Below are 24560 nucleotides of genomic sequence, written 5' to 3' on the forward strand. Positions count from 1 at the left end.
AACAAGGTATTTGGCTGAGGCTCCTCAATAATTTTGAGTAGTGAGTTACCTTCCTTATCCAAATATTCAGGCAGCCAAAGAATCAATATTTTATATTCCGATTCAAATGGCTTAAAGCTTAATTTCTTGATGATCTGGTGGCACTCGGCAATGTTAATGTTGGCCTGCTTATTTTCGGCATCCAGGTAACTGCGCCAGATATCCAGGCTCAGATAGGGATTAGCCAAAAGAGCTTCGCGCCATTGTTCGATAAAAGTGAGCGCCGTATCATTCTTGTCCTTCGCGAAGAACGGATATGAAAAATGCAGATCGGGGTGCATCAGTTTCTGATACTTGCGGCAGGAAGCGCAAACTCCGCAGGAATCATCCGGCTGACGGTCCTCGCAGGATAAATATTGTGCATAAGCAACAGCAAGCGCCAGGCTCCCGGAACCTTCTGGTCCTAGGAATAACTGTGCATGGCTCACCCGGTTATCTTTCACCGTGTTAATAAGCCTTTGCTTAACAGCCTGTTGCCCCGCTATGTGTTTAAACTGCATTTGGTGCAAGGTAATAATTAGATATGAGATGTGAGATATGAGATGTGAGACAGCCTGCAATTTCTTTAGCATTTTTACACTAAGTAGTTCCTGCAGACTCTATAACTATTATCTTTGAACATGCTCTCATATCTCACATCTCATATCTCACATCTCCAATGAGAGTAATGGCCTTCGATTACGGTACCAAGCGCATCGGCATCGCGGTGACTGACCCCATGCAGATCATCGCAACGGGATTAGATACTATACATCCGAAAGATATTATCGATTACCTGAAAAAATATCTCCAAACCGAACAGGTTGAGCGTTTCGTAGTAGGCGAGCCAAAGCAGATGGATAATACCCCTTCGCAATCAGCTATCCATGTAAAAGGTTTCGTAAATCTTCTCAAAAAAACTTTTCCTGATATCCCTATTGAAATGCTGGATGAACGTTTTACTTCGAAGATGGCATCGGCTGCTATTGCTCAAAGCGGCATGAGAAAAAAAGCGAGGCAAAGTAAGGAATTGGTGGATGCTGTGTCTGCAGTGATATTACTCCAATCCTGGATGGAGAGGAAACTATTTTAGTAGACGGATAAAGGAGGCTCCCATGGAGCCCGTTTCATCTGTTTGCTTTTTCTATAAACAGGAAGCTCCTAACGGAGCAAACATGGCCATGATTTATAAAACTCCGTAGGAGTACCCTGTTTATAGCAATAATGCAGATAGCAATCGGCTCCGTAGGCGCCTCCTCTTTAAAAGCGATTTTCCTACCAGGATAAGCGCAAAATTTCCATTAAATTAAATTTTCTTACCTTTGCCGCAATGGAGATCCTACCTCATGACCTTCAGCTCTACCTGGAAGATCATTGCGACGCGGAACCCGCGGCTTTGCAAAAGATCAACCGTGATACCTATTTAAAGGTGTTGCGGCCCCATATGTTGTCGGGCCATTACCAGGGCAGACTGTTAAGCATGCTGAGCAAAATGATGCAGCCGAAGCGTATCTTAGAAATAGGAACGTTTACAGGCTATGCCACTATTTGTCTTGCTGAAGGACTAACAGAAGACGGTATCATCCACACCATTGAAGTGAACCGTGAGCTGGAAGAGATGCTCGCCCAACACTTTAAATCCACAGATGTGGATAAAAAAATACAGCTACACTTCGGCCAGGCGGCCGAGATTATCGTAGAAATGGAAGAAAATAATTTTGATATTGTTTTTATTGATGCAGATAAAAAGAATAATTTAAACTATTTTCAGTTAATATTTGACAAAGTAAGGTCAGGCGGACTAATTATAATTGATAATGTTCTGTGGAAAGGGAAGGTTTACGGCAACGAAGACGATGCCGATACCAGATCGATCCGCGAGCTTAATGATGTGATTGCCGGCGATACACGGGTTGAAAAACTAATTCTCCCGGTTCGTGATGGAATCATGCTCATTAGAAAAAAGTAGATTATGAAGAAACTATTACTGATTACAGCCCTAATTGTGTCAACTTTGGTTGCTTCGGCCCAAAACACTTCACAATCCTATATCGAGAAATTTAAGGATAATGCCGTGCGTATTATGCATGAAACCGGCGTTCCGGCAAGCATTGTATTGGCTGTAGCCATGCACGAGTCAGGTTGTGGCAACAGCAAAATAGCCAGGAACCTGAACAACCAGTTCGGTGTAAAAGGCTATGACGCACACACGTATACTTACGACAATAAGAAAGTACGTACCTACTATAAAAAGTATACTTCGGTGATGGAGTCCTTCCAGGATTTTGCCCGTATCATGACAGAGCGTAAGCAATTCAGCCACCTGGCCGAAACGCTTACTCATTACGATTATACCTCTTGGGCAAAAGGCATCCAAAGAAGCGGCTATTGCAGCAGCCACAAGTGGTCGGCCCAGGTATTGGCTATTATTCGCAAGTACAATCTGAACGCTTATGATGAAAATCCTGAGGATCAGAAGCAATTAGCAGAAACTAAGCAATAATTTTATTTTAAAATCTTAAGTTTGGCATAGATTATTTTATACCATTGGTTAAGATTTGTTGCTTATGCGAAAAACCACACTTTTCATTTCTATAGTTCTTTCTGCAGTAATATTTAGCTCCTGCTCTGTTCATAATGGCCTTATCAGCAACCACGAGGCGCGACGGAACAACGCCATCGTCCAAAGAGACAACCGAGAAGGAATTAAAAATTATACACCCTATACTTCGCTAACTTATATCGATCATTTTAAAACAATCGCCATACAAGAGATGAACCTGTACGGCATCCCGGCAAGTATCACACTCGCTCAGGGCTTGTTTGAATCAGGAAGCGGGAATGGCGAACTAGCGAGAGTAGCAAACAACCATTTCGGAATCAAATGCACCAGCGACTGGAAAGGTAAAAGCTATTATAAGGATGATGATGCGCATAACGATTGCTTCAGGGTGTATGATAAGCCCGAGGATTCTTTCCGCGATCACTCTGAATTTTTAAAGCGCCCGCGTTATGCCAAGCTTTTCCAACTGGATAAAAACGATTATGTGGGTTGGGCCAAAGGTTTAAAAGACGCAGGCTATGCAACCAATCCAAATTATCCGAATCTGCTCATCAATATCATTCAGAAGTATAACCTGACCCAATACGATAGTCCTGAAACCGAGCCACAAAAAGAGAATCGTGAAAACCGTGTGTTGACCCAAATACAAGATAACACAATTGTTGCAAAGCAGGATTCGGCCGTACAAACCGATACGACCAATAAATTGTACACGGTAGTTACCGGCGACACACTATATTCTATTTCGCGGCGTTTTGGCATAACTGTTGAAGATCTGAAAGCGTTAAACAGCCTTCAGGACAACAACATTAAGATTGGCCAGAAGCTGGTTGTAGTGAAATAGTGATGTTAATTTTTGTTAAATTGTGGCATGAAGCACAGCCAGAAGCTTAATTTTAAACCTGGAATGAAATTTTGGCTGCTATTAATTTTTTGCGGATTGTTTTTCAGGGCCAATGCCCAGGATAAGCAACCGGTAGTCAATTATAAAAATCCGCTTGAAGGGGTGGTTTATGATAATGATACCAAGGAGCGCATCGCCCGCACTAACATCATGAACCTTACTTCAGGAGAATCCTTCTATAATAACCTGAAAGGTGAATTTAAGATCGATGCCAAACCCGGCGACAAATTAGTTTTTCTAAAACTTGATTACCTGGCCGATACGCTTACCGTTAAGGATAACTCTAACCTGATTATCTCATTAAAACGCATAGCCATCCCATTAAGACAAGTGGATATAAAGGATACATTGGTTACACCATTACAACGCCTGCAGGCAACCAGGAAAAGCTTTAATAAAGCATATGGGTCAAGCGCTTATGATGGCATTCTCAGTACACCTCCAGGTGGCGGTGCTGGTATAAGTATTGACGCTTTATGGAATTCACTGAGCCGTTCCGGAAGAAATGCTAAACATTTGCAGGGAATTATAGAGGAGGATTACCAGCAAAATGTGATCGACTATCGTTTCAACCATTCCTATGTTGCCAATATTACCAAACTGAAGGATCCCGATCTGACAGATTTTATGAGGCATTACCGTCCAGGATACTTTATAGTTACAACTGCAACTGAGTACGAATTCATTACTTATATCCGCAACAGCCTGAAAAGGTATCTGCGCAATAAAAGGCTTTACTACCCGCAACAGCCTTTAAATGTAAATAAGCCTGCTACCAAACCCGAGTAAAACGGTGTCACGATGTTGATGTATGGCAATAAACATTTGAGATTTATTGTTATATATCCGAATCCATTTTAAAACAAAGTTGTTTTTGCTTTAATTTGCGTCACTATGTCAAAAATAGGTCTTGGGTTACTTCTGCTTCTGTTTCCGTTCTCTATCGCTTTCGCGCAAAACACCGACACCCTAAAAGTAGACACCAATTTGCTCAATAAATACCGCCTGGAGCCTCGCCAAAATGCACTGCCGATTCGTGTAAGGCCATTGCAGATAAGTCAGGAACAAATTCCCGTGCAATTACTGGATTATAAAGTAAGCTACTGGCGTAAGACCGTTGTTTTTGGGTTGAACTTTAACCAATCGGCATTTACCAGCAACTGGAGCGCGGGTGGTGTGAGTTCATTAGCGCTTGGAACCAATTTTGACTTTAAGACAGAATACAACAAATCTCCGCTAGATTATACCACCGAATTGAACTTGCAATATGGTGTAGCAAAAAATAAAGGTCAAACACAACGTAAAACCAACGACCGTATATTTTTGGATAATAAGATCGCATCCCAATTATCCAAACACTGGTATTTATTTGGTTCAGTAAGTTTTGAATCTCAGTTTGCGCCGGGGTACACTTACACCGATGCGGCAGGTAATGAAGTTGACAATGGCCTGTTGATATCAAATTTCATGTCGCCGGGTTATTTTACTGAGTCGTTGGGTTTTGAGTACAAGCCTGTAAAATATTTTGATCTGCGGCTAGGAACAGGAACAGCAAAGCAAACTTTTGTGGTTGATACGACTATCCACCGCAACCAACCCGACAACTATGGGGTGTTAGTTGATCATACCTTCCTTAACCAGTTAGCATTCCAAATGGTAGCGGCTATTGATAAGGACCTGATGCCGAATCTGCATATAAATGCACGTTACGCCCTGTTTATACCTTACCAACAGGCATTGGCTTATACCACACATCGTTTAGACGCTACCCTGACAGCTAAAGTAAATCGCCTCATCAATGTGACCATGAACGGCACTTTCCTTTATGATAAAAACACATCCAACCGGGCACAGGGGACGGAGGGCTTGGCTATGGGGGTGACGTATACGTTTCCGTAGTTAATTTAACAGCCTGATCAGGATATGTTTAGATAGATAAAACCCTTATCTTGTAGTATAAATCTTAAACCTATGCTAGCCCATCCAACCAAATTTGCTGCTACCCTGATCTTTTTATTTTCAACGGCGTTGTGTTCCGCTCAATCTGTTATTGTACCCAATGGAACGAGGCTGCCTGGAGATACCATCGTCAAAAACCAGCTGATCAATTCGCTAAACGGATTCCTCGCCCAAAAAGAACGACCCGCTAAGGAGAATCAATTTGTTTTAAAAGAACATCTATCAGAAACTGCCGCCCTGTTGGATGAAATGAAAGGTATAGAACACAGCCCCAAAGCAAACGATTTCTATAAACCGTATTTATTGAGCGCCGTAAAGCTCGATGATGATCATTTTATAATTCAGTTATCCTACCAGGGGGTTAATGATAATATGCCCGTCTTACAGGCCAGCTTTAAACTGATTGCTGAAAAACAAGCAGACAAGTTCTATTTTTCTTCTACTCTAAAGCGAAATACGATTTCATGGAAATCAAAGAAGAGCAAAAACATCACCTGCTTTTACAAGGACATGCTTAATGATGAGGATATTAAAGCCTGTGTCGAAAAATCGGAGTTTTATGACAAGAAGCTAAATATACCTGTTTTGCCTACTCTGATCTATTATTGTGATAATTTCCCCGAGGTTCTGCAAATAATAGGGATTGACTACTATGCGCTCTACAACGGAATAAAAGATGATCTGCTTACTACTGACGAAAATGGCATTCACCTGGTTATTAATGGATGGAATTCAGAAAAGCATCGTTTTGATCCGCATGACATGTGGCACGATAAGTTGAGAATGGTGATGAATAATGATGTGATCAACCGCCCGGTTGACGAAGGCTGCGCCTACTTATATGGTGGCAGCTGGGGATATGACTGGCCGGAGATCATAGCTAAATTCAAAAAATATGCGACAGAAAACCCAAATGCTGATTGGCTGAATTTATACATCGACAGCAAAAATTTTGAAGAAGGTGAAAAACCACTTCGCATACCGTACATGCTGAACGCGCTGATCGCCCGGAAAATTGAAAAGGAAAAAGGGTTTTCGCCGGTGATGGAATTGCTGGCTTGCGGCAAACGTGAAAAAGGGGACGACAACTACTTTAAAGCCTTAGAAAAAATAAGCGGAATATCGAAGGCCAATTTTAATGCATCGATGTTGGAGCTCATCAAATCGGCTAAATAAATCAGAATACCTCTTTTTGACTTTCAACGGAGTAGGAATTGCTTCAAAATCTTAACTTTGCATCCTCAATTTAAAGATTAAAGTATTTTATACTCATGTTTGAAAATCTTTCGGATAAACTCGACAGGGCGTTCAAAGTCCTGAAGGGTCAAGGAACTATTACCGAGATCAACGTGGCCGAAACCATGAAGGAGATCCGCAAGGCCCTTCTGGACGCCGACGTTAACTATAAAACTGCCAAAACCTTTACCGATGAGGTAAGGCAAAAAGCCATCGGTCAGAATGTATTGACCTCTATTTCCCCAGGTCAGTTGCTCACCAAGATCATGAATGATGAGCTGACCGAACTGATGGGTGGCAGCACTTCTGATCTGAATTTCCCGGCTACGCCGACTGTGATATTAATTGCTGGTTTGAACGGTGCCGGTAAAACCACCTTCAGCGGTAAGTTGGCAAACTTTCTAAAATCACAAAAAAATAAAAAGCCTTTGCTGGTAGCCGGCGACGTGTACCGCCCTGCGGCTATTGAGCAATTGAAAGTTTTAGGCGAGCAGATCGGTATCCCGGTTTATGCCAACCTGGAATCAAAAGACCCTATTGCAATTGCCAAAGAAGGTGTTGCTCAGGCCAAGCAAAACGGCAATAACGTAGTGATTGTGGATACCGCCGGGCGTTTGTCGATCGACGAGGCCATGATGAAGGAAATTGAGCAGGTAAAAGCTGCTGTAAATCCACACGAGATTTTGTTCGTGGTGGATTCCATGACCGGCCAGGATGCGGTGAATACGGCCAAAGTGTTCAACGATCGCCTCGACTTTTCGGGCGTTGTTTTAACCAAACTGGATGGCGATACCCGTGGTGGTGCGGCGCTATCGATCAAATCGGTAGTGAATAAGCCGATCAAGTTCATCGGTACAGGTGAGAAGATGGAAGCGCTGGATGTGTTCCACCCTGACCGTATGGCTTCGCGTATCCTGGGCATGGGCGACGTGGTTTCGCTGGTTGAACGCGCGCAACAGCAGTTCGACGAGAAAGAAGCTGCCGAACTACAAAAGAAGATCCGCAAAAACAAGTTCGACTTTAACGACTTCTACAGCCAGATACAGCAGATCAAGAAGATGGGTAACATGAAGGACCTGATGGGCATGATACCCGGCGTTGGCAAGATGATGAAGGATGTGGAGGTGGATGATAACGCTTTCAAAAATATCGAGTCGATCATCCTATCGATGACACCATTTGAAAAAGAAAATCCGGATTCTATCAACCAAAGCCGCCGTATGCGTATTGCCAAAGGTTCAGGTACCAATCTGCAGGAAGTAAACCGCCTTATCAAGCAGTTTGAAGACATGCGTAAAGTGATGAAGCAGATGAGCAACCCGGCGGCAATGGCAAGTATGATGAGAAGAATGCCGAGGTGATTTCGGAAGTCGGAAGTTCGATTTCGGAATTATATACTAAAATAACTTAAGAGCGGCCTGGGCCGCTTTTTTGTTTAAATACTGTTTATATTTAGAACATGAAACTAATCTTATCACTAATTGGATTAATAATTATTTCAGGAAATGCTTTTGGACAAACTGTCAGAAGATTAAAAGATGAAGATGATACCAGAGAAATATACTATGTTTTAAAATCGGACAAAACTATCAAGGAAGGCCTGTATGTTAAAAAAATGATATTTGGCGATACAATATGTAAAGGGTTTTATAAAAACAATTTAAAAGATAGTTTATGGAAATTTTATTACTATTCTCACATTCGTAGAATTGGGAATTACAAGAATGGCAAAAAGATAGGTATTTGGACCACCTATCATGAGAATGGCGATGTCGAAACAGAATATGACTACGATAACAATAGACTGTTATTGCATAAGTTATTTTCGCCTGAAGATGAAACTTGGAGAGTGATTACTGGTAAAGATACAATCGTAACCTTGTTAAGAGATCCGCCTATTAATTTAAATGGGGAATATGATTATGGAGAAATATTGCAGAGAAATTTTAATAATCGTAGATATACAAAGGACTTTATTAGAGAAGCAAAAGGTAAAGTAATAGCCTCATTTACAATAGATACGATTGGTAAGGTAATTAATTACAAAATTAAAAAGGGAATAAATAGCAAGGTAGACGCTGAAGTATTACGCGTGATCAAATTATTTGATACCGAGTGGCTGCCAGCTGTTGAAAAAAAGAAACCTATTGCTGTCGAATATGAACTTCAAGTAATCTTCGCCGGAAAGCCCGAATAGATCAAATATGTTAAAACTTCTATTTTCATTAGGATCATTTTTTTTAATATTTAATGTATGGGGTCAGTCTCCGGGTTCAGTTATCGACGTACAGCATTATGGCTTCAACATCCAACTGAATGATAAAAACGATACCATCAAAGGGCAGGCAGAAATTAGCCTGCGTTATCTGAAAGATGCCGGATCGTTCCGGATCAACCTGGTAAAGCAAAAAACGAACGGAAAAGGAATGCTGGTTAGCGAGATAACGGAAAATGGCAAGTCCATATCCTTCCAGCAAAATTCTGACGATGTAGTTATTATTGATCAGGCAAAAACAGGATCAGAGCATACTTATATTATTACTTATAGCGGCATCCCCGCTGATGGGTTGATTATTTCCACCAATAAATTCGGACACCGCACATTTTTTGGGGACAACTGGCCCAACCGCGCCCACAATTGGCTCCCATGTGTGGACGAGCCCGCTGATAAGGCGACCGTAGATTTTATGGTAACTGCTCCTGATCATTACCAGGTTGTATCGAACGGGTTAAAGGTTGATGAAAAGGCGTTGCCGGATAACATGAAATTGACCCATTGGAGCGAAAAAGCCGAGTGCCCTACTAAAGTGATGGTGATTGGCGTTGCCGATTTTGCCATAGATCATACCGGCGATGTAAATGGTATCCCGGTTTATACCTATGTCTTCCCGGAGAATAAAGACAAAGGCTTTGAGAGTTATGCTGTAGCTAAAGAGATACTGGCTTATTATATGGATAAAGTTGGTCCGTATGCTTTTGAAAAACTGGCCAATGTGCAATCAAAAACCATATTCGGCGGTATGGAGAATTCAAGCTGTATTTTTTATTTCGAAGGATCAGTTGGTGACAGAGGTATTGAAGAGTTAATGGCGCACGAGATAGCTCACCAATGGTTTGGTGATGCAGCGAGCGAGACCGACTTCAGTCAATTATGGCTGAGTGAAGGTTTTGCCACCTATATGACCAACGTTTACCTGGAACATAAATACGGCGTAGATACTTTAAAGCAGCGCTTAAAAGCCGACCGCGAAACTGTTTTTGATTTTGAGAGGAAAAGAAAAACGCCTGTGGTGGATACCACCGTTCACAATAATTACATGGTGCTGCTGAATGCCAATAGCTATCAGAAAGGTGGCTGGATACTGCACATGCTCCGTCGTAAATTGGGCGACGAGGCTTATTGGAAAGGCATCCGTGCTTACTATAAAAAATACGACGGTAAAAACACCAATACCGAAAACCTGCGCGCCGAACTGGAAGCTGCAAGCGGACAAAATCTGCAGCAATTTTTTAAACAATGGATTTATACTGCGGGTGCTCCTCACTTGAAATATGGATGGTTGTATGATGAGAAAAAGAAAATCTTGAATATAACTATAGTTCAAGAGCAAATTCACCCTTCCGAGCTTCCGCTTCAAATTGGGATAGGCAGTAAAACGCAAACACTTGAATTAAAAAATAAAATCTCTCATTTTGAGATACCAATTGCTTTAAAACCAAAGCAAGTTTTGATTGATCCCAATGTTAATTTATTGGCACAATTTAAACAAGCCAACTATGTTCAAATTGCTCTAGAAAACCAAAGTCCGATGTAATTTAGTTCTGTATTGTGACAGTATTTTTAAATATTGTTTTGTTAAATAAAATATTTCAAAATAATATACTTTTATTTAAATATAGGCGTTATAACACTAAACCAAATAAATCACAAGCAAATATCTTCCCCTATAGGTATTTGTAAGCCGTTAACCTTTAATCATTTATAGCTATGATCAGGACTTATCAATCCATTTATGTATCGTCTTACAGGTGGATATTCAGGAATTTCGGCCAGGGCAAATTATCCCAAATCAAATCATTGTTTAATGTGAGCTTTTTGTTGATCATCGCGCTGACAACAGCTATGCTTTTGGGTCAGTTAATATTACGATCGCAGTGGATAGCGGCGGGTCTTGGTATAGATCTGGTTATTTTGTTTGGGGCGGCGTTTTTTATGCTGTTTAACTACATGGTGCTTTTAAATAACCGCTGGTTAACCCGGTTGAATACCAGCCTGGCTCATATCAGCGGTCATAATATGAACAGGATATCGGTTATCGTACTCGTAAACGTGATCATAATTTGTAGCTTTATGCTGTTCACAGCAGTATAAATGAGCCTATCGAATATTGATTTTCAAACCATTAATTGGTCCGAAATTGTAAAGACCATCCATCCCGGCGAAACCGGAGAAGCCACATGGCAAACCATGCAATTCCCCGGGCTGCGCATCAGGATAGTAAACTATTCGGCAGGTTATCTGGCCGACCATTGGTGTCAAAAAGGTCATATCGTGCATTGTTTAGAAGGTGAATTTGTAAGCGAGTTGGAGAGCGGCGAGGAATTCACTTTAACTGCCGGTATGACCTATATTGTTTCTGACGGCCTGAGCAGCCATCGCTCAGTTTCTAAAAACGGGGTGAAGCTGCTCATCATCGATGGCGACTTCTTAGCCTCGAACATCTAATTTTTCCTTCCCTCGCAAAAATTCTATATCTTTCGCATAGAATAAACTTTATCCATTGTGTTAGTCAAAACTTTCGGGAGCGCGGTTTATGGCATAGAGGCCAGTACAATAACCGTTGAAGTAAATATAAGTGGCGGAGCCAAACCATTCTATTTGATTGTTGGCCTGCCTGATAATGCTGTGCGCGAATCTATGCAGCGTATCGAAGCCGCCCTGCAAACCAATAATTTCCGGATGCCCCGGCAAAAAATAATAGTAAACATGGCCCCGGCAGATATCCGCAAGGAAGGCTCGGCATATGATCTTCCCATAGCCCTCGGTATATTAGCTGGTTCCGGTCAGGTAATTAGTGAAAATCTGGAGAAATACATTATCATGGGCGAGCTTTCGCTCGACGGAAGTTTGCAGCCGATAAAAGGAGCTTTACCTATAGCTATTCAGGCAAGAAAAGAAGGGTTTAAAGGATTTATCCTGCCAAAACAAAATGCCCGTGAAGCTGCCATCGTAAATGACCTGGAAGTATACGGTGTAGAAAGCATCAGCGAAGTAGCCGGTTTTTTAAATGGAGATATACAGCTAGCTCCCGAAATAGTAAATACCCGCGAGGAATTCTTTAACAGCCTGAACAACTACGACAGCGATTTCAGCGATGTAAAAGGACAGGAGAATATCAAGCGTGCATTGGAAATATCCGCCGCAGGCGGGCATAATGTGATCCTGATCGGTCCTCCGGGTGCGGGAAAGACCATGCTTGCAAGGCGTTTACCATCCATACTACCACCATTGAGCCTGAACGAATCGCTGGAAACCACCAAGATACATTCGGTAGCGGGTAAGATGGCCGCTACGGATGCGTTGGTAACGGTGAGGCCGTTTCGTTCGCCCCACCATACGATTAGTGACGTCGCCCTTGTTGGCGGCGGAAGTAACCCTCAGCCTGGTGAAATTTCATTGGCGCATAACGGCGTGTTATTTTTAGATGAATTGCCTGAATTTAAGCGTACAGTGCTTGAAGTAATGAGGCAGCCACTCGAAGAGCGCAGAATAACAGTTTCAAGAGCCAAATTTTCAGTTGATTACCCTGCGAATGTAATGCTGATCGCCAGTATGAACCCGTGCCTTTGCGGTTTTTATAACCACCCTGAAAAGGAGTGTACCTGTCCGCCGGGCGCTGTTCAAAAATATTTGAATAAAATATCCGGACCACTGCTTGACCGTATAGACCTGCATGTGGAAGTAACGCCTGTTAATTTTTCTGAACTATCATCAGATCGGTTAGCAGAAAAGAGCGAAGACATCCGAGAGCGTGTGATCAAAGCCCGCGATATACAAACCGAACGCTTCGGCAACAAACCCGACTTGCATGCCAATGCGCAAATGAGCCCCCAGATGGTGAGGGATATCTGCAAGATAAATACCGCCGGGCAAACTCTTTTACAAAAAGCAATGGAAAAGCTGGGCCTGAGTGCACGGGCATATGATCGTATCCTGAAAGTGTCACGCACTATCGCCGATCTGGCCGGCAGTGAAGAAATAAAACTAGAACATTTGGCTGAGGCTATTCATTTCAGGAGTTTGGATAGAGAAGGATGGGCGGGGTAGTTTTATAGCATTTATTAGATATGAGAGGAGAATTATATGAATTCAAGCTTAGCTGAAATCAGAGCGTCAATTATGCAATTAGCTTTAAAAATTGATGCTCCGGAAGATATTCTTCCAACTTTTGGATATACAAGAGACGGCGGACATGCACATATCGAAATCAACAATGGTAACAGAGTTTATTACGTAGCAATCGAAAGAGGGCAAGAAGTTTATAGATTTGAACCTCAATCCATGGACGAGCTTCTTTATAAAGTATTCGAAAATGCAGCTTGGGTTATTGCGGGGGAATATGAACTTAAAAATAGAATTGCAGGACAGGATTTCAGAAGAATGCTTTTTAAAGAGCAAGAAAGATTGATCGGTATCCTGAATGAGAATTGGGAATTAGAATTGAACAAAAAACATCAGGCGATACTAATAAAACACCCCTTTGATGACCATGGAAGTGAGAGAGCTACATATACTGCACAACTTCGTGCAAGTGGTGAAACCCCAAATGATGCTTGGGATATAGCATGTAAAAAATATCCTTTACCTCATCAATAGCTATAATATAGCACACGCGACACGCGTGCGCTAGCATTTGGGGTTTAAAATCATATGTCAAAGAACTGCATTAGCGTTTTCACAAACAACTATATACAAATTTACGGAAGGCCTCTGGCAAAAGTGGTGACAGCAAAAATGTAGTAAGTTTGAATTTTACAAACAATAGATTGATGTTCGCAAACAGATTGATCCGTTTTCGCCGCATCTTTGTTATGCTATCAAAAACATAACAAAATGAAATTAAGCAACAATAAAATTTTAATCACCGGCGGAGCAACCGGCATTGGCCTGGGACTTACCGAACGATTTATACAGGAAAATAATACGGTTATTATTTGCGGCAGACGGGAGTCGGTTTTAGCAAAGGTCGCCGCTCAATATCCGTCTGTAATTACCAAAGTGTGCGATCTGTCGGACGAGGGACAACGAATAGAACTCTTCAACTGGGTTACCGAAAATCATCCCGACCTGAATGTGCTGGTAAACAATGCAGGCATCCAGAACTGGATAGACATCAGCGATCCGGACTTTTTTCAGCATGCAAAGTCTGAGATTGTCACCAACATTGAAGCTCCGGTTCATTTAATGTCGCTCTTCATCAACCTGAAATCCCTGGATACGATTATGAACGTAACCTCAGGTTTGTCTTTTGCGCCCTTTGCAAAAGTGTCTATCTATTCGGCAACAAAGGCGTTCTTCCGTTCATTTACGCTTTCGGCACGCCATCTCTTAAAGAAGAGAAATATCGAAGTAATAGAATTGATCCCGCCGGCATTAAATACCGATCTGGGTGGCGAAGGCCTGCATAATGCAGCTCCTCCGGTAAGTGATTTCGTCCAATCTGTATTTGAGCAGCTGAAGGACGGAAAAACAGAAGTGACTTTTGGAACCAGCGAAACCAGGGCCAATGCAAGCCAGGAGGAGCTGAGGAATTATTTTAATATGATGAATGCAAATTAAAACTGCTTGATCGGTGACTGTATGATAAATTCCGTACCCACACCGGGTTTGCTTTTTATTTCGATAGTCCCACCCAAAGCTTCGACCTGCGTTTTTACCATGAATAACCCCAGTCCTTTACCGGCCATGCTGGGGTCAAAGCGTTTGTACATACCAAATACATGCCGCCCATGTTTTTCCAGGTCGATGCCTTTGCCGTTGTCTTTAAAGTGAAGCTCTATTTTGTCAGCGAGTTTGCGGCTTTTTACAGAAATCATTGGTGATACACCCGGCTTGCGGTACTTGATACTATTGGAAAGCAGGTTATAAAAAATGCTGTTGATATAGCTGGGGATACAAAAAACCGATTCGACCTCGTCAAAATTATACTCAATCTGAACCTTTTCATTTAAAACGACGTCATGAATACTGGCTTTAAATGACTCGATGATATTATCAAAATAAATAGTCTCCTGTTTAGCATTCAGCATTTCGCGGGCTTGCAGAACCTGGTTAAGATCCTTTATAACCATGTCAATATTTTCGATGGATTGCACCACCCGGTCAAATACTTCCGCCTTTGCTTGATTGTCCAGATCATGATCTCGCAGCATATCTGCGAGGCCGAGAATATTGGCTACCGGGGCACGCAGATTATGCGAAATGATATAGGTAAACTGCTCCAGGTCCTTATCATGCTGAATCAGGTCGGCCGTTATTTTGCCCCGCTCCAATTCTGCATTTTTGGCTGCAGTTATTTCTTTGTTGGCCAAAATGAACCCCCTGTTTTGCCCGTCTCCATCTTTTACATTGAGCCACCGTACATCAAACCACTTCACCAAACCTCCCGGATCGGTATTGCTTATCTCATAAGATATGATTTCGCCTTTGGCAACTTTTTCAAGCGTATTTTTGATAATTGGCCAGCGCTCGGGCGAGAAATAATCCCTTATCGAATTACCCGCAATCAAAGTCTGATCATTCTGCTCCTGTGAGTATTTTTGAGCAAGGTAATTGAAAGACATGATAACAAAGTCCGCATTGAACAGTACATATGCCGTATCTGTATTTTCAAAAATTGCACGCAGATTTCCATCCTGCAAGTCGTTGCTTTCAGTTAGTAATTGGTTATTTATATCCCGTTCGCTCATGGCTTCCTTCTTTACTTTTTATCTGCATTTAAATTAAAAATGCTATAGCAAGCTGGTAATTAAAATTTGAACGTAGGACGACTTAATATTAATGGGATTCAATTTAAAAGAATAGTGATTTTTATAAGGGGTATTAAGATATTTGTTTGACTAATTAGTGTTAAATATACATATTAGATCAAATTAAAAAAACTAAAACATTTGTTACCTGTTTTGGTATAAATACAGTATAGATTGATCCCAAAGGATGGACAAAACCTCTACAAAAAAGATCGTCATTTTTGATGACGATGAGGATATACTTTCAATTTGCAGTTATGTTTTAGAGGAACAGGGCTGGGAGGTTCATGCTTTTACTGATTGTAATAACGTAACGGAAAAAGTTTCGTCAATTTGCCCGGATGTGATCCTGATGGATAACTGGATTCCGGATGCGGGCGGAATTGTTGCTACGCAGGCATTGAAGCATGATGATAAACTAAAGAATATACCCGTAATATATTTCTCGGCAAACAGCGATATTCAATTGCTTGCAAGTAATGCCGGGGCAGAAAGCTACCTGGCTAAACCATTCGATCTGCATCAATTGGAACAGGTTATTAATAGCGTACTGGTAAATAATAATTAGCAATTATTATAAATTTGGTGAAGAGAAAAGACCGATGTAAAAAATTACATCGGCCTTTTCCATTAAATAAACATGAAATTATTCTGCTGAAGCGCTTGGTCCGCCCGGAAGACCTCCGCCGCCATCACCCCTGTTATTTCTTCTGAATTGTCTTTCAGGATTTTGGGTTGGTGTTTTACCCGCAAACTTTTGCAGACGGAGCGTAAAGGTTGCCAGGTAGTATCGTGATAACCTGTTAACATGGGTCTCGGTAAATGAGCTGGGCGTTGAAGCTGATGAAAACCCGGTATTCTGATTAAACAAGTCGAAAGCCGATAAACGGATAGTTGCGCGATGATCTTTCAAAAACCTGCGTTCAACATACATATTCAATATATTCGGGTTGGTTACTTTTCCTAAAGACGAACTATACCCATAATTGACCGCCTTGCTAAAATCATAGCTTACTGTCCAGTCCTTAAAATAATTTTTACCGTTAACACCGATATTCCAGGTACGGGTAAAAGTATTGTTATTCAATGGACTGCTCACCGAATTGTTGGTATGATTAATTGCATAATTAGTCAATACCTGCGCATCGATTATATCTGTAAAATCTACCCTGAAACGAACACCTGGTGTTAACTGGAGGTTTTTGGCAATATTTTTATTTGCGACAGAGTCACCTGCTGCGCTTACATTGGTTAAATAGCTAACACTATTGGTATAGTTCAATGTGTTTGTGAAAATCAATGAGTATTTACGGTTATCCCATGGCTTGGCATAGGTAAAACTTCCGCTAAGATTATAATAGCCATCCGCATTAAGATATTGCGTCAGGATCGCATTGGAAAGTCTCGGATCGCGCGAGTATGTATGCGGATAAGTGATGGTATTGGTAGTAATATCATTGCTTATATCCTGGAAGGCGAAATTGATGAAAAATATATTCCCTGTAGCGAAGCTGAAAGCATTATACCGTATCGAAAAGTTGTTGGTAAACTGAGGCTTCAAATCGGGGTTACCTTGTACCGGGTATGTAGCGTTAGAGAAATCGGTAACAGGCTGCAGTTGCGTAAAACTTGGCGAACTGCTTGATCCGTTGTAATTGACACTAAATGCCTGGCTTCTTGAAAAGTTATAAATGTACCTGGCTGTAGGAATAATATTGAATGTATTGATGTGGGTTTGTATTCCTGTAAGAGGCGAATAGCCGTCTAACGTAGCAGGTTGCGCCGCAATACCCAGGGTGTAGTTATACTTCTTTTCAATGAACCGGTAATTCAAACCAAAACGGTTGGTGGTGAAATTATAATTATAGCGGGTGCTCAATGCGCTGTCATATTGCATAGGGAAAATAGTAACCGTATCAGAAACCTCTGTTGCTTTATCATTTGTTGTATGTGAATGACTGAGCGCGTAATTAAGCTCAAGATAATCACGTTTTCCTATTGGTTCCAGGAATGACAAGGTAGTACCAAATGTAGTGGTCCGGCTATTGGTATTAAGCACCTGGTTTGGCGGAGTATTAGGCTGGCCTTCGGTGTATACGTTTACCACATGCTGGTATTGTGTGCTCGGAGAAGAGCTTATATTAACATTTAAGCTAAAATTGCGTTTATGGTGAAACCGGTGATTATACAAGGCTGTAATACCATATGAAGGCGCATTGGAAGTACTGCTTGTGTATGAATTATATCTGTTATTCTGATCCGGGCTGTTTGGATAATTAAAATTGTTCTGCTCGTTATCAACAGAGCGTGTAGTTGCATAAGTGAACGTCGGAGTTACCTTTAAATAGTTTATTGTATCAGGTTTATATTCCATATTCCAGGTAAAACGCTCATTAAAGTTTTTATCCTTTTCGGCACTGTTTTGATTGTTTGTACTTGGGTTTTGTGCGTTTGTATTTTGCTGGAAGTTAGTACTGTTGGTAGACACGGTATTATCGGCAACGCTGTAACTGCCGTATACCGACAAAGCTTTTCCCCATTGATCACGGAAATTCGCGCCTATTGAATGAGCATCGGTAATACCATTTTGCGTAGTGATCAGGCTGCCTGAATTTTGCGCCCCGCGCGAGGCATTCCCACGGCCGCCGCCTCCTCCGCCGAAACCTCCGCCAAAGCCACCACCTCCGCCACCTCCACCATTGTTGGAGTTGAATGAGAAAGTATTAACATTTGTATTGTTAATGCTTCCCAGCAAAGCCATCTGCTGGTCGCCATTAAAACGGAAAGCATTTAAGCTGAAAAGATAACGGTTATCATCAGGCAGTCCCTGGCTTTTTGGTAGGGCATCTTCACCATCACCGGCTGTTGCCTGGCCAAAATAGCCATAGTTTTTATCCTTGCGGATAGTGATGTTCATGATCTTATCCGGCTCGCCTGTTTTTACACCGGTCAGGTTTGCCTGGTCGCCATAGTCATCGATCATCTGGATGTTTTCTACCACATCGGCAGGAAGGTTCTTGGTAGCGCTTTGCACGTCGCCGCCCATGAAGTCTTTACCGTTGATTCTTACTTTAGTCACCTGCTTGCCTTGCGTGGTAATATTGCCGTTCACATCTACGTCAACACCGGGCAGCTTTTTTATCAGGTCTTCAACCGGTGCATTTTCGCGTACTTTATAAGCGCTGGCTTTATATTCAACAGTATCCTCTTTCAGGGTGACCGGGTTTACGCCAACAATGGTAACTCCTTGCAGCGTATTATTTTCCGGCTTTAAAATTACTGTGCCTAAAGTGGCGGGCTTGGTATCATTATCCAGTGCGAAATGCTTTTTAATGCTTTGATAGCCAATTGATGTTATGGTAAGTATGAGCTTTGTGCCATTAACTGCAGGGAAAACAAATTTTCCGTTTGGGTCAGTAATAGTTACAGTGCTGTCTCCTTTGTCTGATATCAGTTTGACGTTGGCTCCGGGTACACCCAATTTGGTAGAATCTGTTACAGTGCCATGAACTTCCCTTCCGGTTTGTGCATGGACATAAATCGTGGTTAGTAAAGAGAAAATAAAAATTAGTAATAAGGGTTTCATAACTTTTCTTTGGATACTACTGTCAAAGTCATAAAGACTATAACAAAACGCAAAGGTTCAACTTAAAAATATCAAAAGCCTAAAAATCATATCATTGTTACATTATAAAACAAAAAACCCCCTGATCATCAAATCAGAGGGTGAGTTTTTATTTGAACTTATAAAGTTATTTCAAATGCAGTGCTGAAGCAACTGAGTTATAATTATTGAAATTCAAGTGCGGGTTGGTAACATTCAGCTGAGTAAGTGAATTACCAGGTATTACGACAACCTTAAGATAGATGCCGGTTTGATTCGGGCTTGCTATCACATTTATAGTACCTACGCCGTAGCTTAACAAGCTGATTGTTGTGCCGCCCTGAGTATACGGAAGCGGATACCATGGACCGGTTTGACTTGTACTCATGTAAACCAACACGAGGCCCTGGTCAACAATCTGTTGTGTAATAGCAGGAACAGCGAAAGATGTTCCGGTAATTGATATGGATTCGTTACGTAATAAATATGTATTTACGTTTGCGGCACCTGTAGCCCCGGTTGCGCCAGTTGCGCCAGCAGTTCCAGTTGCGCCGGTTGCACCAGCAGTTCCGGTTGCTCCGGTTGCACCTTTAACTCCGGTAGCGCCGGTTGCGCCAGCAGTTCCGGTTGCACCAGTCACGCCATTAGCACCGGTAGCTCCGGTTGCACCTTTAACTCCGGTAGCGCCGGTTGCGCCGGCAGTTCCGGTTGCGCCTGTCGATCCGTTTGTGCCGTTAGTTCCATTTGAACCGGTAGCGCCTGTTGCGCCGGTAGCACCTGTTGAACCGTTTACGCCATTGGATCCATTAGTTCCGTTTGAACCAGTAGCTCCGGTTGCACCTGTGGCGCCCGTAGCACCGGTTGCTCCCTGAGGGCCTCCGGCAGGCCCTTGCGGTCCCTGTGGTCCGGTAGCACCTATGTCGCCTTGTGCACCGGTAGCACCGGTAGCACCTGTTTGACCGGCAGGTCCGGGTGTTTTGTCTTTTTTACAACCATTAATACTAATTAAGCATGCTAGTAATATTAATGGTAATATGTGTCTAATTCGTCTCATATAGGGTACGTTAAAATAAATTAATTAAAGCTTTGTACGCTAACTGTTTCAATAAGTTACATTTCATTTTGAGAAAAAAATCCAGTTAAATTTTCCGCTGGATTTAAGTATAATTTATGAACGGCTGTTGGGAAACAATTCCGTTATAAATTAAAACAAGGCCAAATGTTTTTCGTTAGAAATGAAAAGGTTATCTATGAAAAAAATCGCATCCTCACTCCACACCCGGATCCATCAATGGATTGATGCGTTTGGGTTCAGGCTAAACTCTTCCAGGTCAAACAAAAGAAAAAGCATTATTACCCGCCATTATTTTTTCCAGACCTTCAATTTTTTTGAGAAGATTGACACCAAACATCCTGAAAAAGTTGAGTTTTTATGTTTTGATACTTACGGCGAAACCATAAAAGTGAAATCACTGCTTGATTTGCAAAGCGCCTTTTTTGAAAATATCAGCCAGTTAAAATAAGATCAGATCCTGCGTCTAAGTGTGAGGATGACCCTGTCAAACCGATGGTCATGATAAACTTCGATCAGCAGGTTACGGTCGTTTTTTGATTTGAGGAGGTTATCTATTTCTTCAAGTGTCATATCGCCCACCGGTTTGAAATTGATAGAGGTGATCTCATCATCTTTTTCAAGGCCCACTTCATCGGCTGCCGAGCCAGGTTCGACCCTGCTTATTACGAGGTGCTTAAACCCCTCGCCCGCAGCATAGTATTCTATGCCGCTCATGTCGTGCTCAAAAGGATTGCCAAAGTTTGCATTAGGCTTTAAGTAGATCGCATTATCAGGGTAATCAAATACAACAGTAAACCTTTTCAGTATACCCACGCCAAGGTTCCCGTCTCTGGGAGTAGATAAGCTTTTCAACGTGGCCTCGTCATAGTCATTCGGGAAAGAGGTGATCACCTTTTTAAGCCGGTATTTACCCAGATCTAGTTCATCTATCCGGCTTAAAAACCCGGAGATTGGACCTGCAAGACCTACCCCCAGGTTGGCAATAATAAATTTTTGAGGCAAGCCATTCTTTTTGATCATATTCTCGAGCGAAACGGGGTGACCTGCGCCCAGGTCAATCACCAGCTTGCTCATCTGCTCCTTGCCGTTGGGTAATATCACCTTGGCCTGTAAGTATGGTTTATGATATTCTACAGTAATTGGTAACTTCTCGCCCGTTCTGAATTTGCGTACTTCTTTTGGCTTGTAAACGGTTATTGCACTATCAATAAAACTTAGTTTTACAGCAAGGTTGTTAAAAAACTCATAGCCCAAAAGCCCATGAATAGGGATGCCCACAAAATTTGACAGGTTAAAATGATCTGTTTTGAGTATAGCCGCCGCGACATCATAACTGGTCAGATTAGGTATTTCTATTTTTAATGGCGGAGTTACATAAGCCTCATAAGCGTCTCCTTCTCCAAGTCCTGCCATTTTGATGGTCCGCTTATTCTGAAGGTTGATGGAGTCGACTAATTTGGGTTCAGTAATAACCATAAGCCCGACCCCGGTATCCAGGATAAAATTAAATGGGCCTTTTCCATTTATTTTTAATTTTATCACTACCAGGTTTCTTATCAGTTTAAAAGGGATCCGTACCGATTTATAGCCATTATCAATATCAAAATATTGGGCCCGGGCCGGTGTATGACAGAAGCACAGTAAACAAATCAAACCCAAAACAGGCAGAAGCTTAGTCTTATGAGGTAGTTTAAGTAACAATTTGATTATAATTGGATTAATAAATTTACGATAAATAGTTTAGTTCTCTAAAATTATATGATACGAAGAAGCCTGGTAATGTTACTGATAGCAGCAATATTTTTGCTGATAAATACCACAGCCGATGCCGGTAAAATCAGGAAGCGAAAAATCAGAAAGCTTTTTAAGCATTCAGCAATAGTAAAGGATCATTTTACGGGTTTTGCATTGTACGACATGGATGCGAAGAAGATGATCTATGAGCTTAATTCGGATAAATACTTTACACCTGCATCCAACACCAAGCTCTTCACCTTTTACACCTGTCTGAAGATGCTGGGCGATTCCATACCAGCTTTAAAATATGTCAACCACAATGATTCACTGATATTCTGGGGAACGGGTGATCCGGCTTTTCTGCATACCGATCTGAAGGGGCTGAGAGGATATGACCTTCTAAAAAACTCAGATAAGCAGCTCTATTTTTCATCGGGCCAGTATCAAAATGAATTTTTTGGTTCAGGATGGGCATGGGACGATTATAACGATTATTACCAGGCCGAAATAACCGAATTGCCTGTTGAAGATAATGTGGCTGTCCTGTCGGCTGATAGCAGCGGGCAATTGAAAATTACCCCATCTTACCTTACCCAATATTTAAAATGCGACAGCAATTATAAACCGGCAGCATTCAGGGTGCAGCGCGATTTTTTGACCAATAGTTTTGTATATCCGGCGATGAAAGCACCTGCCGGTTACCATAAAGAAATTCCCTGGAAAACCAGTACCGCTCTTACCCTTGCATTGTTGCAGGATACATTAAAAAAGGAGGTAGGCGAAATGCATGTCCCATTGGCTGACAGCGCCAAAACTATTTATGATGCCAATGCTGATAGCGTCTACAAACGTATGCTGCAACCAAGCGATAATTTTATTGCCGAACAGTTATTGCTGGTTTGCTCATCTACAAAGTTTAAAATAATGAATGCCGACTCGGTCATTGCCTACTCAAAGATGCATTACCTGAATGATTTGCCCGATGTACCCCAATGGGTAGATGGTTCAGGGCTCTCAAGATTTAACTTGTTTACGCCAAGAAGTATAGTCGCATTGTTATGCAAGATATCGGACCAAATGAAAAACGATAGTTTACTGCACAGCCTGATGCCGATTGGCGGCGTTGCCGGGACGATACGCAAAGCATACAAAACCGACAACGGCGTACCTTTTGTTTGGGCCAAAACCGGGTCGTTATCCAACAACCATAATCAAAGCGGCTACCTGGTAACAAGGAAGGGCAAACGCCTTGCTTTTTCATTTATGAATAACAACTTCACCAGGCCAACGGGCGAGATCCGTGATGAGATGGTCCGCATCATCACCTACATACACGATAACTATTGATTGGATGGCTTTTTTGCTTCTTTTAGGTTCCCCTGTAGCTCTGGGTTTTGCGGAGGCAAGTCGTCTACCTCATGTTCTACTTCGGTTTGCAACACATGCACTGCATATTCGGCGGGTTCTATCCTGCTTCCGGATGCTTCGGCGTATACCTGCGTAAACTCAGCGCCAATGTACAGGATGGTAGAGGTGTAATATATCCAAACTAAAATGACGATGATAGAACCGGCAGCACCATAAGCTGAGCCCTGGGCGGTGTATTGTATATATAACCCTATAAGGTATTGCCCAAGCATAAACAACAGGGCTGTAAAGATAGCGCCTGAGCGGACATCTTTCCACTTGATCTTTACATCGGGGAGGAATTTAAATATGATAGCAAACAAAGCTGAAATCACCAGTAGCGTAATAGCCAGGTTGATCAGATCGAAAATGGTTACCGTTACATAGGGCAAAAAATGCTCCAAACGGGTGCTGAGAGCCTTTACCACAAGGTTAATGATAAGACTCACCAACAACAAAAAGCCCAGGCCTATGATCAGTGAAAATGAAAGGAACCGGTTTTGCAGCCATTTTAGCCAGCCTTTTTTGGGTTTAGATTTTACCCTCCAAATAATATTGAGTGAATCTTGTATCTCAACAAACATACTACTCGCGCCTAGTAATAGAATGATAATACCCGACAACAAAGCGACGCCTGTTTTGCCGGAAAGCGCCAGGTTCTTAACCACCTCCTGAAGTTGATGGGTGGCATCCTGCCCTATAAATTGCGACATCTGCCCATACAAAGCATCGTTAAAGGAATAATGCCGCAACACCAGGCTGGATATGGAAATAACCAATATGATAAGCGGGGCGATTGAAAATACGGTATAATAGGCCAGCGATGCGCTTAGTTTTAAGCCGTTATCGTTTATAAAACCCATAAAAGTGGCCACGATAACTTTCCAAAGTGTTTTAAGATATCGTTTGCTTAAAATTCTCATCAGGATGAACCGTCTTTTTATGATCATGGCTCTGTACCACGATAATAAGCCAATTTTAAGCTTTTTTGTTTAGAAAAATATTTGGAGGCGCTTAAAGGTTAAGC

The 24560-nt window shown here is 41.9% G+C and carries 24 protein-coding genes; 18 read left to right on the forward strand and 6 right to left on the reverse strand.

Features of this window, described 5'->3' with window-relative positions:
- A partial coding sequence (locus VIM89_RS24050) for a DNA polymerase III subunit (RefSeq protein ID WP_488158741.1) occupies positions 1-539 on the reverse strand: 539 nt, incomplete at its 3' end.
- Positions 540-697: 158 nt separating this feature from the next.
- On the opposite strand from VIM89_RS24050, the gene ruvX reads away from it, so the two are divergent.
- The 15 genes from ruvX to VIM89_RS24125 all read left to right on the forward strand — a co-directional run bounded on the left by ruvX (position 698) and on the right by VIM89_RS24125 (position 14520).
- Positions 698-1111 (forward strand): Holliday junction resolvase RuvX, encoded by a 414-nt coding sequence (ruvX, locus tag VIM89_RS24055; protein WP_488158742.1) that lies wholly within the window; start codon positions 698-700, stop codon positions 1109-1111.
- Positions 1112-1348: 237 nt separating this feature from the next.
- Positions 1349-1987, forward strand: coding sequence for an O-methyltransferase (locus VIM89_RS24060; RefSeq protein ID WP_488158743.1), 639 nt, complete (start codon positions 1349-1351; stop codon positions 1985-1987).
- 3 nt (positions 1988-1990) lie between these two features.
- Positions 1991-2521 carry a glucosaminidase domain-containing protein gene (locus VIM89_RS24065; protein ID WP_488158744.1) on the forward strand — a complete coding sequence of 177 codons (531 nt, stop codon included), beginning with the start codon at positions 1991-1993 and terminating at the stop codon, positions 2519-2521.
- Between the two features lie 64 nt (positions 2522-2585).
- Positions 2586-3425, forward strand: a complete 840-nt coding sequence (locus VIM89_RS24070) for a glucosaminidase domain-containing protein (RefSeq protein WP_488158745.1) — start codon at positions 2586-2588, stop codon at positions 3423-3425.
- Positions 3426-3488: 63 nt separating this feature from the next.
- Complete coding sequence (locus VIM89_RS24075) at positions 3489-4274, forward strand: hypothetical protein (RefSeq protein WP_488158746.1); 786 nt, start codon at positions 3489-3491, stop codon at positions 4272-4274.
- Positions 4275-4379: 105 nt separating this feature from the next.
- Positions 4380-5384: a DUF3078 domain-containing protein gene (locus VIM89_RS24080; protein ID WP_488158747.1), complete on the forward strand. Its 1005-nt coding sequence runs from the start codon at positions 4380-4382 to the stop codon at positions 5382-5384.
- Positions 5385-5456: 72 nt separating this feature from the next.
- The gene (locus VIM89_RS24085; protein WP_488158748.1) at positions 5457-6620 is read left to right on the forward strand and encodes a hypothetical protein; all 1164 of its coding nucleotides are present in this window, start codon (positions 5457-5459) and stop codon (positions 6618-6620) included.
- Between the two features lie 95 nt (positions 6621-6715).
- Positions 6716-8041 (forward strand): signal recognition particle protein, encoded by a 1326-nt coding sequence (gene ffh, locus VIM89_RS24090; RefSeq protein WP_488158749.1) that lies wholly within the window; start codon positions 6716-6718, stop codon positions 8039-8041.
- 98 nt (positions 8042-8139) lie between these two features.
- Positions 8140-8877 carry an energy transducer TonB gene (locus tag VIM89_RS24095; protein ID WP_488158750.1) on the forward strand — a complete coding sequence of 246 codons (738 nt, stop codon included), beginning with the start codon at positions 8140-8142 and terminating at the stop codon, positions 8875-8877.
- Positions 8878-8884: 7 nt separating this feature from the next.
- Complete coding sequence (locus tag VIM89_RS24100) at positions 8885-10495, forward strand: M1 family metallopeptidase (RefSeq protein ID WP_488158751.1); 1611 nt, start codon at positions 8885-8887, stop codon at positions 10493-10495.
- Between the two features lie 173 nt (positions 10496-10668).
- Positions 10669-11052: a hypothetical protein gene (locus VIM89_RS24105; RefSeq protein ID WP_488158752.1), complete on the forward strand. Its 384-nt coding sequence runs from the start codon at positions 10669-10671 to the stop codon at positions 11050-11052.
- Positions 11053-11406: a DHCW motif cupin fold protein gene (locus tag VIM89_RS24110; protein ID WP_488158753.1), complete on the forward strand. Its 354-nt coding sequence runs from the start codon at positions 11053-11055 to the stop codon at positions 11404-11406.
- Positions 11407-11463: 57 nt separating this feature from the next.
- On the forward strand, positions 11464-13008 hold the full coding sequence (locus tag VIM89_RS24115; protein WP_488158754.1) for a YifB family Mg chelatase-like AAA ATPase: 1545 nt from the start codon (positions 11464-11466) through the stop codon (positions 13006-13008).
- 36 nt (positions 13009-13044) lie between these two features.
- Entirely contained in the window at positions 13045-13557 is a 513-nt protein-coding gene (locus VIM89_RS24120; RefSeq protein WP_488158755.1) for an Imm63 family immunity protein, read from the forward strand.
- A gap of 237 nt (positions 13558-13794) precedes the next feature.
- Positions 13795-14520 (forward strand): SDR family oxidoreductase, encoded by a 726-nt coding sequence (locus tag VIM89_RS24125; RefSeq protein ID WP_488158756.1) that lies wholly within the window; start codon positions 13795-13797, stop codon positions 14518-14520.
- Here the strand turns inward: VIM89_RS24125 and VIM89_RS24130 are convergent.
- A complete protein-coding gene (locus VIM89_RS24130; RefSeq protein WP_488158757.1) occupies positions 14517-15650 on the reverse strand; it encodes a sensor histidine kinase in 1134 nt (377 codons plus the stop codon). The genes VIM89_RS24125 and VIM89_RS24130 overlap by 4 nt on opposite strands.
- 247 nt (positions 15651-15897) lie before the next feature.
- On the opposite strand from VIM89_RS24130, the gene VIM89_RS24135 reads away from it, so the two are divergent.
- Complete coding sequence (locus VIM89_RS24135; protein WP_488158758.1) at positions 15898-16278, forward strand: response regulator; 381 nt, start codon at positions 15898-15900, stop codon at positions 16276-16278.
- Positions 16279-16356: 78 nt separating this feature from the next.
- On the opposite strand, the gene VIM89_RS24140 is transcribed toward VIM89_RS24135, so the two are convergent.
- Entirely contained in the window at positions 16357-19296 is a 2940-nt protein-coding gene (locus tag VIM89_RS24140) for an outer membrane beta-barrel protein (protein ID WP_488158759.1), read from the reverse strand.
- Between the two features lie 166 nt (positions 19297-19462).
- Positions 19463-20368 carry a collagen-like triple helix repeat-containing protein gene (locus VIM89_RS24145; protein WP_488158760.1) on the reverse strand — a complete coding sequence of 302 codons (906 nt, stop codon included), beginning with the start codon at positions 20366-20368 and terminating at the stop codon, positions 19463-19465.
- 196 nt (positions 20369-20564) lie between these two features.
- On the opposite strand from VIM89_RS24145, the gene VIM89_RS24150 reads away from it, so the two are divergent.
- A complete protein-coding gene (locus VIM89_RS24150) occupies positions 20565-20837 on the forward strand; it encodes a hypothetical protein (RefSeq protein ID WP_488158761.1) in 273 nt (90 codons plus the stop codon).
- A gap of 2 nt (positions 20838-20839) precedes the next feature.
- Here the strand turns inward: VIM89_RS24150 and VIM89_RS24155 are convergent, their stop codons facing one another.
- Positions 20840-21931 (reverse strand): pepsin/retropepsin-like aspartic protease family protein, encoded by a 1092-nt coding sequence (locus VIM89_RS24155; RefSeq protein ID WP_488158762.1) that lies wholly within the window; start codon positions 21929-21931, stop codon positions 20840-20842.
- 216 nt (positions 21932-22147) lie between these two features.
- Between VIM89_RS24155 and VIM89_RS24160 the strand changes: the two genes are divergently transcribed.
- Positions 22148-23473, forward strand: a complete 1326-nt coding sequence (locus tag VIM89_RS24160) for a D-alanyl-D-alanine carboxypeptidase/D-alanyl-D-alanine-endopeptidase (protein ID WP_488158763.1) — start codon at positions 22148-22150, stop codon at positions 23471-23473.
- Here VIM89_RS24160 and VIM89_RS24165 read toward each other — a convergent pair.
- Positions 23467-24483, reverse strand: a complete 1017-nt coding sequence (locus VIM89_RS24165; RefSeq protein WP_488158764.1) for a YihY/virulence factor BrkB family protein — start codon at positions 24481-24483, stop codon at positions 23467-23469. The two genes, VIM89_RS24160 and VIM89_RS24165, sit on opposite strands and share 7 nt — an antisense overlap.
- Positions 24484-24560 lie beyond the last annotated feature (77 nt).

The sequence above is a fragment of the Mucilaginibacter sp. genome (genome assembly GCF_036568825.1).
Taxonomy (GTDB): domain Bacteria; phylum Bacteroidota; class Bacteroidia; order Sphingobacteriales; family Sphingobacteriaceae; genus Mucilaginibacter.